This is a genomic window from Bacillus sp. CH140a_4T, from assembly GCF_008923725.1.
GTDB lineage: Bacteria > Bacillota > Bacilli > Bacillales > Bacillaceae_G > Bacillus_A.
The window spans coordinates 528,585-543,558 of sequence record NZ_WBPF01000005.1 but is presented as its reverse complement, the minus strand read 5'-3'; the positions used below and the strand labels follow the sequence as shown (position 1 = coordinate 543,558).

Here is a 14,974-nt window from a genome sequence, read left to right as displayed (position 1 = left end):
GTTAATATAAAAAAGGATGATGATTAATGGGAAAATTATCTTATAGTGGTTTAAAATATGGAGAAAGTGATGTGGAAGTAAAATTATTAGTGGATATACAAAAAGATAGTTTTGAAATCACACATACTAAGGAAGTCTCTCTAGTAATGAATAAAACAGTAGGTGAATATATCGTAGTAAATCGAAATACCTTGAAATTTGAGGTTGTTTCATAATACGAAGAAAATATGGAACAAATAAACTTTTTACGACTGTCTATAGTAGTCTCTTTATAGTTTGAGAAAATAGCAACAATCAATTACACTAAAAAACAGCCATCAATATGGCTGTTTTTTAGTGTAATTGATATTTTGGTTATATTAAGCACTTGGCATCGGTGTCGGAGTAACCATCATTTCTTTACCTTCTCGTCCTTATCTGTCATGAGTGTTTTCTCCTTTTTGAGATAAACAAGCATCGTTTTTATCACATGACGCTACTTCATTTTGTACTTCATGAAAAACGACATCAAACATAGTGAGTAACTGTTCAATTTGCTTATTGCGTAAGGAATAGTGGACGTATTTTCCTTCTTGTCTGCCTAAAATGATTCCGCATCCTTTTAAACAGTTTAGGTGCTGAGATACGTTTGACTGATTTCCTTGAGTGATTTCCACAATTTCAGATACTGTTTTTTCACCATCCATCATACATTGAAGAATTTGTAATCTTGTTTTATCAGCAAAGCCACGGATGAACTTGGCTTTTACATCTGAATCATTTGAGTTGTACAATTGTATCCTCTCCATTCGTATTAGCGATTACTAATATGTTATTCTTTATTCATATTAGCATTGACTAATATGTGTGTCGAAATGAATTGAGAAAAGTTTGATATTTTTGTTTTTTAGAGGCAACTTTTCTCAATATATTCATAAAGTAATAAAAAGCAGTTTACAAATTTGTATCTAGCTTATATAATTTGACTCATAGAAAAAAGTTTCCTCAGGGAAACTTTGGTGTGAATTTACATTCGCATTATATTTTTTTGTTTGGAAGTTGCCTTAGCGCAAAATAATTACATAGATGAAAAAAAGAAAGGGGAACGCATAAAAAATGGATGAGGCTATAATTGTCAAAGATTTGTATGTATCTTATCAAGGGAATCAAGTAGTTCAAAATGTTTCCTTCGATATTGAAAAAGGGAAACTCGTTGGAATTATTGGTCCAAACGGAGCAGGAAAATCTACTTTAATGAAAGCTGTTTTAGATTTAATCCCAAATGATAAGGGATACGTTCAAGTTCTTGGAGAGGATATTCGGAGCGCTAGAAAACATGTTGCATATGTACCGCAAAGGAGTGATATAGATTGGGATTTCCCGATCACAGTTATAGATGTCGTGCTAATTGGAACGTATCCATCTTTAGGTATGATGAAAAGACCGAAGAAAGAACATCGGGATTGGGCTTTTGAATGTTTAAAAAAGGTCGGAATGGAAGAGTTTAAAAATCGTCAAATTGGTGAGCTTTCAGGTGGACAACAACAACGTGTCTTTTTAGCGAGAGCGTTAGCACAAAAGGCAGAGATATTTTTCTTAGATGAACCATTTGTTGGAATTGATGTAACAAGTGAAGAGACAATTATTAAAATTCTTAGAGAATTACGTACAGAAGGGAAAACGATTGTTGTTGTACATCACGATCTAAGTAAAGCAGAGTCCTATTTTGATAAATTACTATTATTGAATAAGAGCTTAATTCATTACGGAGAAGTAAGGCAAGTATTAGAACCAACTGTTATGTCAAAAGCGTATGTGAATCAAGGGATATTCTTTAATAATGCAGCGGAGGTACATTCATCATGAAGATTGTAGAATTTATAGATGCATTAATGCAGTACGGTTTTCTGCAGAAGGCGTTATTAACTTCCGTTATGGTAGGAGTAATTTGCGGTGTAATTGGATGTTTTATTATTTTACGAGGTATGGCTTTAATGGGGGATGCCATTTCACATGCTGTTCTTCCAGGGGTAGCACTTTCTTATATGATTGGTATGAACTATTTCATAGGAGCGGTTTTAACAGGAGTTATTACTGCAGTCGGAATTGGGTTTGTAAGTCAAAATAGTCGAATTAAACATGATATGGCGATAGGGATTATGTTTACATCTGTTTTCGCTGTAGGGATTATTTTAATTACGTTTATGAAGAGTAGTTCGGATTTGTATCATATTTTATTTGGGAATGTTCTATCAGTTCGTTCTTCTGATATGTGGATGACACTTATTATTGGAGTTGTCATTATTGGTCTTGTAATTCTGTTTTATAAAGAACTACTCGTGTCTACTTTCGATCCAACGATGGCGCAAAGTTATGGGTTGCCGAACAAATGGATTCATTACGGCTTAATGATTCTTCTTACAATGGTTACAGTTGCTTCACTTCAAACTGTAGGGATTATTTTAGTTGTCGCTATGCTTATTACACCGGCGGCTACAGCGTATTTATTAACAAACCGTTTATGGGTCATGATTTACTTAGCGGCAGGCATTGGTGCACTTTCATCTGTAGTAGGGCTATATTTTAGTTTCTCTTATAATCTTGCTTCAGGTGCAACGATTGTTCTTGTTGCAACATTCTTGTTCGCATTGGCATTCTTTTTCTCACCGTCACAAGGTTTATTTTGGAGAGCTATTAAAATTAGAAAAAATAGAGCAGAGTTGTCATAATTGATTGGAGGATAAAGATGAAATTTAAAAATTTTTTATTATCGGTAATTTGTATTTTCGTATTTGCATTAACAGCGTGTTCTAGTAACACAAATGGGAAAGAAGAGGGTAGTGGGAAATTAAAAGTTGTAACTACATACTCTATTATATATGATATGGTGAAGCAAATTGGTGGGGATAAAGTTGAGATTCATAGTCTTGTTCCAATTGGGGCTAATCCGCATGAATATGATCCACTACCAAAAGATGTTATGAAAATGACAGATGCAGATATGGTGTTTTACAATGGTTTAAACCTTGAAGAGGGCGGCGCATGGTTTAAAAAGTTATTGAAAACGGCAAATAAATCAGAGAAAGACGCACCGGTTTATAAAGTAAGTGAAGGTGTAGAAGCTATTTATTTAGAAACAAAAGGATTAGAAAAAGAACCAGACCCACATGCATGGATGAACATTAAAAATGGTATTGTATACGCTGAAAACGTGAAGAAAGCATTAATTAAAGAAGATCCTAAAAATAAAGAGTTCTATACTAAAAATGCCGACAAGTATGTAGCGGAACTTCAAAAGCTACATGATGAAACTGTGAACAGAATTCATCAAATCCCAGAGGAAAAACGTTTCTTAATTTCTAGTGAAGGTGCATTTAAATATTTTGGAAAAGCATATGATATTAAGACGGGATACATTTGGGAAATCAACTCAGAAAATCAAGGTACGCCAGATCAAATTAGAGATGTTGTAAGTTTAATTCAAACAAACAAAGTTCCGGCTTTATTTGTTGAAACAAGTGTAGATCGACGTAGTATGGAAACTGTTTCAAAAGAAACAAACGTACCGATTGCGGGTACAATTTTTACAGACTCACTAGGTAAATCAGGTGAGGATGGAGATACTTACTTGAAAATGATGAAATGGAATACAGATACCATTATTAATGGGTTACAAAAGTAAAATCTAGCTAGTGTAACTATTGAAGTTTTATAAGATAAGAGAAGAAAAGCCAGCTCCTAGGAGTTGGCTTTTTCTTCTTTTATGGCAATCTAGAATACAAAAATTTCGTTAGCCTGTGAAATGAGGGAATGCAACATAATGGACATAAACAGTGCTTATAAATATAAAAGAAGATGTTATGAAAATGAATAAAGACGGATAATTTTCCTGTACTTTAATTATGTAGAAATAGGGGGAATGACATGAAAGACACTACTCCTAAGAAAATTTTATTTATTCAATCAGGCATTCCTTTTTATTACCCAATGATCGAAGAAGCTATTTTGAATAGTTTACAAAAGGTAAACAGCAATACAATTATGGTGAATCCAGAACGAGCGATAGAAACCGCATTAAAAATGAAACCGGATTTTATTTTGGTACTAAGTGGTTTAAGCGAGGGATGCATTAATGTCATGCCGGTCCTAAAGAGTGCAGGTTTTACTACTGGACTTTGGTTGACAGATGATCCGTATTATACGGATGTAACACAAAATCTTGTTCCGTATTATGATTACATATTTACGCAAGATTTAAATTGTATCAAGTTTTATAGAGGGATAGGATGTAAGAATGTGTTTCATCTCCCGTTAGCAGCAAATCAACATGTGTTTAAACCTTCTCAGAAAGAAGTTACCTATAAATATGATCTTAGTTTTATAGGTACAGCATTTGAAAATAGAATTGCTTTTGTTGATTCTATTTCAGAGTATTTAGTAGATAAAAACATAAAAATTGTGGGGTTCGGTTGGGAAAAGCTGAAAAATTATGAACGATTAAAGGATAAAATACAACTCTTGCCACTTGCGAAGTATGAAGATGCGTTACAATTTTACGTATCGACTAAAATCAATATAAATTTACACCGTTCACCAAGTGATAAGGAATTGAATTGTAATGCTGCAAATATCCAAGCGTATTCAGTAAATAATAGGACGTTTGAAATTAATGCCGTAGGTTCTTTTCAACTAACTGATATACGACCAGATGTAGTAAAGCATTACATACCAGGTGTTGAAATAGAAACTTTTAATAGTGCACTAGAGTTTATACAAAAAGCGGAGTATTATTTGGAACATGTACAAGAAAGAAATCAAATAGCAAAAAATGGACTGGAACGTACTTTGAAAAATCACACATATGATAGACGTATATTACAACTATTAAGCTACATTAATTTCATAGACGTGAAGATGTAGTCTAACCATTAATTTTAATGATAAGCGTTTGGTGCTTTCTAACTCTCGTATTCTATAAAAATTATTTGCGAAAAAGGGGTTTGGATAATTTTATTGAATTTATTTATTCTGAAAAAACAATTTTGCATTCAAACTAATTTACATCTAATAATTAGAGGAGATTAAAAATGAATCACTTTTTTGTAGAATTTGGTGAATATGAAGCAAGTGTTTGTGAATGGGGAGATAAAAGTAATCCTCAAATCATTTGTTTTCATGGTTTAGGAAGTACAAAATTAAGTTTTATCGAAATAGCGGAACTTTTAAAGGATAATTATCATATCGTATCGTTTGATCTACCTGGACATGGGAAAACACCAAGTTTTGAGAAGGATGAAGATTACGGTGCATCCAATTTAACAAATTGGGTAGTAGCATTACTTGAGCGGATAGGAAAAGAAACATTTCATATAGTAGCACATTCATGGGGAGCAAGTGTTGCGCTTCACTATGCAGCAGAATGTCCAGAAAAAGTGAATAAAATTGTTTTGTTAGATGGTGGTTATCATCATGGGAAAATGAATGCAAATTATTTTGCGAATCTATATAAAGGTGCGAAAGAAGGAGAGTGTCCACCGCGATCATTAGAAGAAGAAATCACCCATTACGAAAAAGATTTTGATGAATACATTTTTGACAGTAAAGAAGCATTCATCCAATCAGAAAAAATGGTTTACAGCAGGTGGTCACCATTAATAGAACGTGCGGTTTATGATTTAATGCGAGAAGAAGATAATAAAGTGAAATGGCATGCTAATGGCGATACCGCTAGAAGTGTAATTAAATTTCAATATACGGTGTATAGAACGTTGAAATCTCATAAAATTAAATGCAATATTTTATTATTGTATTGCGATCTTCCAGATAATTATTTGAAAATAAGAGAATTACAAATAGCGGAATTTAGGAAGTATATTGATATTACGACTAAGCTTTACACAGATACAGGGCACCTAATGCATTGGGGTAGACCAGAAGAGATTGCTGAGGATGTTTTACATTGGTTCATATAAAGAAGGTCCGTTGTTCGAATGTGAGCAACGGACTTTCTTTTGAAAAACTTAATTCAAGAGTGATAGAGGGATAAGCAAGAGCATTACAGTTCTATCACCAATTCTTTTTTTGATATAATAGATGCGTGGCAGAACATAGATAGAAAGATACTGCTAGTAATTTATACTTAAAATGTTGGGAGATTGAACAGAGTTATGGGGAATGAAAAAGAAATTAGTTCCGCTAAATTAATATGGAAGATGACGCGCCCGCATACATTAACGGCGACGTTTTCTCCTGTAATTTTAGGGACCGTGGCATCACTTTATGTTGCCGAAATTGATTGGCTTTTATTTATTGCGATGATGGTTGCATGTTTAGCATTGCAAATCGCAACGAACTTATTTAATGAGTACTATGATTTCAAACGTGGATTAGATACCGCTGATTCTGTTGGCATCGGTGGCGGAATTGTCCGTCACGGATTGAAACCAAAAAATGTGTTAACAGTTGCACTTTTATTGTATGTAGTAGCAGCAATTATTGGAGTTTATATTTGTATGAATAGCAGTTGGTGGTTAGTCGTTATCGGTTTAATTGGGATGGCGGTTGGCTATTTATATACAGGTGGTCCATTACCAATTGCGTACACTCCGTTTGGAGAACTAGTTTCTGGATTGTTAATGGGGACATGCTTTGTACTCATCGCTTTCTTTATTCAAACGAATACGATAACAATTGAAAGTGTATTAATTTCTATTCCAATTGGAATTTTAGTCGGTGCAATCAACATGTCGAATAACATCCGAGATATCGAAGAAGATATTAAAGGTGGAAGAAAGACATTAGTAATCCTCCTTGGGAGAGAAAAAGCAATAGTAACACTAGCTGTAGCCTTTTTCATTGCTTATGTATGGATCGTCGTAATTGTATTGATGGGTTATATAAGCCCTTGGGCATTAGTTATGTTTCTAGGTTTGAGAAAGCCAATCTCTGCCATTCAAAGTTTCCAAAAAGGAGCAAAGGATCCTGGGTATATGCGTATTGCAATGAAATCGACAGCGATGACAAATACGATTTTCGGCTTCTTATTATCAGCAGGATTATTAATTAGTTACCTGTTTTAAATAACTTAACCCCAATTTCTCAATTTTAATGTAGAGAGATTGGGGTTTTATTTTGAGTTTGTTTAACGTTAAGAACATTTTCATTCGAAGTGAAAATACCAATAAATTGCAACTTCATCACTTGTCATATCCAAACCTTTATAAATAAGAAAATCAAATCCACCTATTACAAATCCACATTTTTCATAGAACTTACATGCTGCGACATTATTATTTTGCGTTTCAAGCATGATACCGGGCATGTTGCCTTCTTTTGCCCATTGCTTTGCTTGACCAATTAATCTTTTACCAACCCCGAGTGTACGATGTTTTTTATCCACCGTTATTTCTTCTATGTAAGCATAGTGATTCCAATTCTTTTTCAATACTATGAATCCAATGATTTGGTTATGTAACAGTGCTATGTAAATTATTTGATTGGGTTTATTTATATATTCATTGTACGCCAGTTCTTCATTATCATTTTGTAAATAACTTTTTTCATAACTCGGAGCGTCTTCTACTGTATATTCTATGCGTCTATTTACTTTTGAAAGAGAAAGAATTAACCGTGCATTCACTATAAAACTGTCATCAATCTCCGGGAAATTATCTAAATCATTTGTTTCTAACGCTCTAATTAAAAGGCTCATCTTGATACCTCCAAATAATATTATTTTTTCTGTTTCTTTATGTGATTCAAATTCATTCCAATTACAAAATTATAATAGCATTTCAATAGTAAAGCTATCTCTGCATTTTATCTTTATACCGTTATGCTATTATCTTGATATAACTATGTTATATGTAGTAGTGACGGAAATAGTGAAAGATTTCTAATTGGTTAACATATAAAATGAACTATTTCTTCCTAACAATAAAATGAATCGTGGAGAAGATAAAAGATGCAAAGAACAATTTTAATCGTAGAAGATGAAGATATTTTACGTGAAATTATGAAGGATTACCTACTAAACGAAGGGTATGACGTCTTAGAGGCGATTGATGGGAAAGAAGCATTATCTATATTTGAAGAACATGAGGTGCATTTAATTATTTTAGACATTATGTTACCAGAATTAGATGGTTGGGCGGTTTGTCGGCGAATTCGGAAGAAATCTAATGTACCTATTATTATGTTAACGGCTCGGGTGGATGAGGATGATACTTTACTTGAATTTGAACTAGGAGCAGATGATTATGTTACAAAGCCATATAGTCCTCCTATTTTACTAGCAAGAGCAAAACGGTTAATGGCAAGCCGATATTCTTCCACTGTTAATGTATCAAATGAAGACACATTAACGAGTAGTGGTATCCATGTACATTTCCCTTCTCGTACAGTAACTGTAGATGGGGAAGACATAAGTATGACGCATACAGAATTTGAAATATTAACGTATTTAATGCAAAATCAAGGGATTGTGATTACGAGAGAACAACTAATCAATAAAATTTGGGGTTATGAATTCGCTGGTGATGATCGTACTATTAACAGTCATATTCGTAATTTGCGTCATAAATTAGGAGAAAAAGCAGCTTGTATTGTAACTGTTGTGCGAGCTGGGTATAAATTTGAGGAACAGGTATGAAAAAAGGAATTGTATTAAAGTTATTTATTTTAACAACAGCATTATGCACACTTATTTTAGTAACTATTTTTATTGGACAAACTATATTTTTTAAGCAATACTACGCAAATCGAAAAGTTAATGATATTAAAGCAAATATTCAATCCTTTGAAAAAGCATATGTAAAAGCTGGAGATGATGCGAAAGCAATTCAAGAATTGGAACAAAATTTCTATCAAGAGAATGCGACATGGATTACAACGTTAGATAGTGTAGGTAATATAAAATATGCAAATGATTTTTCTATAGAAATTCAATTAGACCCTAACGAAAATAAGAGGTTTTCTGAACGTTCAATTCACATACCGTTGTATAGTTTTATCAATTTAGAAGATATACCAAGGATGAAATATAGTTTAGAACAAGGGAGTCATATTATTATCGATGGAGTACAGAAGGGGGATATAGTAGTCCCTGCGATGTTAACAATAAAAGAGAAGAATGTTGGGCTGGAGAACAAGCAACTGTCAGAAAGATTGTATGGGCCAAAAGGCGCATCTTCAAAAGAAAGTTCACAATTATATTTAACAGGAAGCATTCAGAACGTGCAATTACCGGAGGAGACTGTAGGAACTACCTTTATATATGGAAATCGTGTGCTTATAGATAGAATAAAACAATTTCAGGTTGATTTATTATTGAATCAAAAATCGAATGATGTTACTTCTACAGAAATAATGGATTACGAAGAAAATGATATTAAATATAAACTTTTAATCAAGCCAACAAAAGATGCAAATGGTAAGACAAACTATATATTTGCTATGACATCATTGCAACCAGTTGATGAAGCGGTACAAATGATTAAGGATTATTATGTATATTTAATTCTCTTTGTACTGATTTTAATTGTTTTAATATCGTTCTATTACTCAAAAAAAATCGCCAAGCCATTATTACAAATAAATGATACTACCAAAAAAATTGCGGGTTTAGATTTCTCAGAGACGATCCCTATTACTACAAAGGATGAAATAGGTGATTTATCACAAAATATTAATACACTTTCTACAGCTTTGCATTCGTATATTCATCAATTGCAGCAAGATATAGAGAAAGAAAAGCAATTAGAAAATACACGTAAAGAATTTATCGCGGGTGTTTCACATGAGTTAAAAACACCTTTAAGTATTATGAAGAGCTGTATTTCAATTTTGGAGGATGGGGTTGCTAGTAATAAAAAGGAGTATTACTTTAAAGCAATGTCAAAAGAAGTAGATAAAATGGATATGCTCATTATTGATATGCTGGAGTTAGCGAAATTCGAATCTGGTACGTATAAAATGGAAATGGATGTTTTCCATATTGATGAGATGATTGATTATATATGTGAGCAATTAACCTCTGATATAACAGCTAAGCAATTACATGTTTATAAAGAACTTTCTAAAATTGAAGTTGTTGCAAACCAGCATCGCATAGAACAAGTTATAACGAACTTTATTACGAATGCGATTCGTTACACACCAGAACAGGAGAATATTATTATTTCTACAATAGAAGAGAATGAACGTGTAAAAGTTTGTGTGGAAAATAAAGGGGCTCATATCGCGCCAGAACATTTAGAAAAAATATGGGATCGTTTTTATCGAGGAGATACGTCTCGTCAACGTTCAAAAGGTGGAACAGGATTGGGCCTTGCTATTTCAAAGAATATTTTAGAGCTACATGGCACGGAATATGGTGTTTCGAATACAGAAGATGGAGTATTATTTTTCTTCTATTTAAATAAAAACGTGTAGAATTTTCGTTCTACACGTTTTGGTCATTTTTAATTAAAATCGACATTATCTGCATTTTATCTTTATCAGCATTCATTACTATTTTCATTAGAGACGGAATGAAAAGTTGATAAGGAGATTGTTAAAATGAAAAAAAGAGCGATATTGCTTTTGTTTATTATATTAATACTGGGTACAGGCGTTAGTTTCATACATGCTAAGGGGTACAAAAATATATCAACAGAGGATTTACGATTAAGAGGAAAAACAATTGTAATTGATCCAGGGCACGGTGGAGGAGATAGAGGGACGAAAGGAAAGAAATTTGGAACGATTGAAAAAGAGCTTAATTTAAAAGTAGCACAAAATATAAAGAAAGAATTAGAAGAAAGAACGGATGCAAAAGTTATATTGACGCGTGAAAAAGATGCGAGTTTACTTTCAGAAACAAAACAAAAGGAAGAATTGCAAGCACGTGTCAAAGTAGTGAAAGAACATACGGCGGATCTTTATATTAGCATTCATCATGATGCTTTTGAGGATACAAATGTAAAAGGAATAACAACTCATTATGGATCTAATAAAAGGAAAGATAAAAAATTAGCTAAGATCGTACAAAAAGCTATTTTTGATCAAAATATAGACAGCCGAGATCGAGGTGTTCATGGCAGTGATTTTCTTGTCTTACGAGAAAATCCTTCTCCGGCTATCTTAATTGAATTAGGGTTTACCTCTAATGCGAGTGATGAAAAAAGAATGAATTCAGAAGAATTCCAAGCAAAATCGCAAAAAGGTATTGTGGATGGCATTATTAATTATTTTACGATGTAATAAAATAGGCAAATAGAAAAATACTATTCTTTCTAAATCTTAATTAGGAAGAGTAGTATTTTTTATTTTTGGTGTATATCCAGTTTTCAAATTAGAAACAAATATTTTTCTAAAGAGTGGATGCAATACGCTATTCTTTAACTGATTTCGACATTATCTGCATTTTATCTTTATCCGGCTCTATTAATCTATTTATTGTAAATACCGGTTGAAACGAATGATTCAGTCGAATAAAGGCTCAGCCTTTTAAATAATGAATATGAAAATGAATAGGGAAAGGATCGAAAAATAATGAAAGAATCGCAAAGTAAGAAAAAACAAGTGTAGTAACGAAGGCAATCATATCTCTAGGAGTTGTTTTAGCGACGACCTTTTTCACATTCTTCTTAATTGGAAATTGGAACTCTACTCCAGCGAAGGGAGTAGCTAATGAAAATAGTAAACAAGTTAATACGCAACGAGAAGAAAAGAAAAAGGAAACACCACCAGCAAAACAGAAAAGACCTGATGGAAAACCGGTAGGAAAGGTTGTTTATTTAACATTCGATGACGGTCCTAGCGAATTAACTGGGAAATTTTTAGATGTACTAAAAGAGCAAAATGTTGCCTCGACATTTTTTATGCAAGGTAGTAATCTACAAAATACAGATTTTCAGGAAAACGTAAAACGAGCAGTAAAAGAAGGGCATTATATTGGTGCACATAGCATGACACATAATAGTGATAAGCTATACAAAAAAGGACAATTTGTACCGGAGATGAAAGAAACGTTAGCTCTTATCCATAATATTACGGGTACAACTCCTAAACTAGTTCGACCGCCATATGGATCTGCACCAGGATTAAAGGGTGAGGAAATTCGTAATCAAATTGTAGAAGCAGCAATAAAAGTTTGGGATTGGACAATAGACTCAAATGATTGGAAATTAAAAGATAATCCAACTCAGATTATTGAAAATGTAAAGAAACAAACAACAGAAGAAGTAGAAGTTGTTTTAATGCATGAAAAGGCGCAAACATTACAAGCTCTTCCTGAAATTATTAAATTTTATAAAGAGCAAGGGTATGAATTTGGGGTATATAATGATGAGGATCATTTTCGTTTAAACTTCCAGAAAGATCAACGTCTATAGTATAAACATAGTTATCTTAAAAGATGTTTGTATTACTAAAACAATAACTAAGACAAAGTCGATTTCCATGAAGTGTACCCCGATTGTTAAGCACATTCTAACAATCGGGGTATTTTTTATATTCAAATTCTCTTAGCGTATGAAATTCGCATTTTTCTACATAGCGAAATAGGACTTACATGCTCTAACCTCATTGTCCTCTGTACATGAAATAAATTTGGTTTGTAATATAATCTGAACTAAAATGAAGTCCATTTCTTATCCACCACATGATGATTCCTACCAATGAAGCGGTTTTAATCTCAATGGCAACATAATCTTCGGGTAGCTCTGTCTCACTATTATTTCTGCGCGTTTCTACTAATTTCTTTATTAATAGAAATAATTGTTCCTCAAAATGATTCATATTAAATAAAATAGATAAATAATTTCGATGAATATATAAATAATCAAGCAATTGTGTTAGCTGTTGTTTTTCTGATAAATTGCTTACGTGTATTAAAGCGGTAATTTTATTAGAAAGTTCGTTTAAAATTTCATCAGTGAGTTGCATGAGTAAATCCTGAATATCTTGGTAGTGTAAGTAAAATGTTGTCCGATTTAATCTAGCTTTGTTTGCTATTTTCTGGACTGTTAAATTTGAAATAGTGGATTCCTCTTGTAATAGGGAATAGACGGCATTTTTGAACATTTCTCTTGAACGAAGTGTACGAGGGTCCTCTTTTTTTGATGTAGACATTTTGAAACTCCTTTATAGATTTTTCTTTGACTTTCTCGACATAGCATATTTTCAATGTCGATTAATGAACATTTTCAACAAAATTGTTTATGGTCAGGAATATGTATCTTTGTTACTATGAATTTTATCGACACTGTGTCAATAATGCAACTATAGAAAAAGGGAGTTTAGAAATGGAGAAGGGAATAACAGAAAAAAATAAAAAAGTTTTATTAATTGTACTAATTGCTGGCTGTTTTTTATCAACATTAAATCAGACGTTACTAAATGTAGCGATGAGTAACTTAATGGAGGTATTTGATGTTACGGCTGCAACTGTACAATGGTTATCAACAGGTTTTATGCTCGTAAACGGTGTGTTAGTACCAATTACGGCGTTTTTAATGAAACGTTTTACAACGAGGCAATTGTTTACTAGCTCAATGTTCTTTTTATTCATTGGAACATTACTGTGTGCCGGTGCTATAAATTTTAGCATGTTATTAACAGGAAGAATGATTCAAGCAATTGGGGCAGGAATTATTATGCCGCTCATGATGACAGTTATTTTATATTTATACCCTAGTGAAAAGCGCGGGAGTATTATGGGAATCATCGGCTTTGCCATTATTTTTGCGCCAGCCATCGCTCCAACATTATCTGGTTTTATCATTGAATATGTATCATGGAGATGGTTATTTATTGGATTAGCTCCATTTGTATTAATCGTCATTATTCTTGCGCTGAAATATTTAATGAACGTTGCAGATACGACAAAAGCAAGTTTGGATATTGTAAGTGCCATTTTATCAACGATTGGTTTTGGTTGTGTTTTATTTGGATTCAGTAGTGCAGGAAGTAAGGGATGGGATCATCCGATTGTTATTACAACAATTATTACTGGGATAATTGTTACAACGCTATTTTGCTTACGTCAAATAAAATCTACTGATCCACTATTAAATTTATCTGTATTTAAGTATAAAATTTTTACTCTTACATCCGTGATAAATGTACTCATCACGATGATTATGTATGCTGATTTAATTCTTTTACCGATATACTTACAAAACGGCCGAGGCTTTACCGCATTTGAATCAGGTTTACTTCTATTACCTGGGGCTGTTATTAATGCATTCTTATCACCTATTACAGGTAAAATGTATGATAAATATGGTGCAAAACCACTCTTTATTACAGGGTTAATATTTATCATTATTTCAATGTGGGGTGTAATTGATTTAACTGAATCCACAACGTATATATATTTAATGGTACGTACTATTATTTTACGAATTGGGTTAAGTTTCATTTCGATGCCTTTAAATACAGCAGGACTAAATGCTTTACCTAGAGAATTAGGTTCACATGGTTCAGCGGTAAATAATACGATTCGTCAATTAGCAGGTGCAATTGGAACAGCGGTTGTTATTACTGTATATACGGCTCAAGTAACTGCACATGCTTCCGAGTTATCTTCGGAAAATGGAAACATTGCAGCTATTCAACTAGCGAAATTATCATCTATTTTCGGCGCAAGTGATGCCTATCTATTTATGTTATTCTTGTCTTTCGTAGCATTAATCTTTGCATGTTTCATGCCTAAAAAAGTGGCAACTCAAAAATTTGAAAGTGAAGCAAGTAATTAGAATCGTTCATAGATTTATTTAGAAAGTATAAGATGAAAGAAAAAGCATGTGATCTAACATTGAGGTCGCTTGTTTTTTCTTTTTATTTGTTTATGAACTTAACTTTATCTTGTCCTACAGAAATGGAAAGATTGATTATGGATGTAGAGCTTTTATTATTTGTCTTAACCTCATTTTTTTGAATAGCAATAACAGATTATTCGACAAGTATATTCATAATAATTTAAAGTATAGAATATACACATCTTAGGGAG

At 32.8% G+C, this 14,974-nt stretch carries 15 protein-coding genes; 12 read left to right on the top strand and 3 right to left on the bottom strand.

The features are described 5' to 3' along the window. The first annotated feature begins 26 nt into the window (after positions 1 to 26). A complete protein-coding gene (locus tag F8162_RS03835; protein ID WP_151634813.1) occupies positions 27 to 215 on the top strand; it encodes a hypothetical protein in 189 nt (62 codons plus the stop codon). 198 nt (positions 216 to 413) lie between these two features. Here the strand turns inward: F8162_RS03835 and F8162_RS03830 are convergent, their stop codons facing one another. After that, positions 414 to 773: an ArsR/SmtB family transcription factor gene (locus tag F8162_RS03830; protein ID WP_151634815.1), complete on the bottom strand. Its 360-nt coding sequence runs from the start codon at positions 771 to 773 to the stop codon at positions 414 to 416. Positions 774 to 1,095: 322 nt separating this feature from the next. Here F8162_RS03830 and F8162_RS03825 point away from each other — a divergent pair, with 322 nt between their 5' ends. From F8162_RS03825 to menA, 6 genes are all read left to right on the top strand, one after another. After that, entirely contained in the window at positions 1,096 to 1,845 is a 750-nt protein-coding gene (locus F8162_RS03825; protein ID WP_151634817.1) for a metal ABC transporter ATP-binding protein, read from the top strand. Further along, positions 1,842 to 2,708 (top strand): metal ABC transporter permease, encoded by an 867-nt coding sequence (locus F8162_RS03820; RefSeq protein ID WP_098662346.1) that lies wholly within the window; start codon positions 1,842 to 1,844, stop codon positions 2,706 to 2,708. Before F8162_RS03825 ends, F8162_RS03820 begins: the two co-directional genes overlap by 4 nt. 17 nt (positions 2,709 to 2,725) lie before the next feature. After that, complete coding sequence (gene mntA, locus F8162_RS03815; RefSeq protein ID WP_151634819.1) at positions 2,726 to 3,661, top strand: manganese ABC transporter substrate-binding protein/adhesin MntA; 936 nt, start codon at positions 2,726 to 2,728, stop codon at positions 3,659 to 3,661. Positions 3,662 to 3,903: 242 nt separating this feature from the next. Next, entirely contained in the window at positions 3,904 to 4,899 is a 996-nt protein-coding gene (locus F8162_RS03810; RefSeq protein WP_151634821.1) for a glycosyltransferase, read from the top strand. Between the two features lie 167 nt (positions 4,900 to 5,066). Next, the gene (locus tag F8162_RS03805; protein ID WP_151634823.1) at positions 5,067 to 5,951 is read left to right on the top strand and encodes an alpha/beta fold hydrolase; all 885 of its coding nucleotides are present in this window, start codon (positions 5,067 to 5,069) and stop codon (positions 5,949 to 5,951) included. Between the two features lie 195 nt (positions 5,952 to 6,146). Continuing rightward, complete coding sequence (gene menA, locus F8162_RS03800) at positions 6,147 to 7,058, top strand: 1,4-dihydroxy-2-naphthoate polyprenyltransferase (RefSeq protein ID WP_151634825.1); 912 nt, start codon at positions 6,147 to 6,149, stop codon at positions 7,056 to 7,058. An 80-nt stretch (positions 7,059 to 7,138) separates the two neighbouring features. Here menA and satA read toward each other — a convergent pair whose 3' ends face one another. Beyond that, the gene (gene satA / locus F8162_RS03795) at positions 7,139 to 7,690 is read right to left on the bottom strand and encodes a streptothricin N-acetyltransferase SatA (RefSeq protein WP_151634827.1); all 552 of its coding nucleotides are present in this window, start codon (positions 7,688 to 7,690) and stop codon (positions 7,139 to 7,141) included. A gap of 252 nt (positions 7,691 to 7,942) precedes the next feature. Here satA and F8162_RS03785 point away from each other — a divergent pair, with 252 nt between their 5' ends. The 4 genes from F8162_RS03785 to F8162_RS03770 all read left to right on the top strand — a co-directional run bounded on the left by F8162_RS03785 (position 7,943) and on the right by F8162_RS03770 (position 12,353). After that, positions 7,943 to 8,629 carry a response regulator transcription factor gene (locus F8162_RS03785; protein ID WP_151634831.1) on the top strand — a complete coding sequence of 229 codons (687 nt, stop codon included), beginning with the start codon at positions 7,943 to 7,945 and terminating at the stop codon, positions 8,627 to 8,629. Continuing rightward, a complete protein-coding gene (locus tag F8162_RS03780) occupies positions 8,626 to 10,410 on the top strand; it encodes a sensor histidine kinase (protein ID WP_151634833.1) in 1,785 nt (594 codons plus the stop codon). The genes F8162_RS03785 and F8162_RS03780 overlap by 4 nt, the downstream gene beginning before the upstream one ends. Positions 10,411 to 10,536: 126 nt before the next feature. Next, positions 10,537 to 11,220, top strand: a complete 684-nt coding sequence (locus F8162_RS03775; protein ID WP_151634835.1) for an N-acetylmuramoyl-L-alanine amidase family protein — start codon at positions 10,537 to 10,539, stop codon at positions 11,218 to 11,220. A 338-nt stretch (positions 11,221 to 11,558) separates the two neighbouring features. Then, complete coding sequence (locus tag F8162_RS03770) at positions 11,559 to 12,353, top strand: polysaccharide deacetylase family protein (RefSeq protein WP_151634837.1); 795 nt, start codon at positions 11,559 to 11,561, stop codon at positions 12,351 to 12,353. Between the two features lie 190 nt (positions 12,354 to 12,543). Here F8162_RS03770 and F8162_RS03765 read toward each other — a convergent pair whose 3' ends face one another. Further along, positions 12,544 to 13,092, bottom strand: a complete 549-nt coding sequence (locus F8162_RS03765; RefSeq protein WP_151634839.1) for a TetR/AcrR family transcriptional regulator — start codon at positions 13,090 to 13,092, stop codon at positions 12,544 to 12,546. A 173-nt stretch (positions 13,093 to 13,265) separates the two neighbouring features. Here F8162_RS03765 and F8162_RS03760 point away from each other — a divergent pair, with 173 nt between their 5' ends. Next, a complete protein-coding gene (locus F8162_RS03760) occupies positions 13,266 to 14,720 on the top strand; it encodes a DHA2 family efflux MFS transporter permease subunit (RefSeq protein WP_151634841.1) in 1,455 nt (484 codons plus the stop codon). Positions 14,721 to 14,974: the final 254 nt, after the last annotated feature.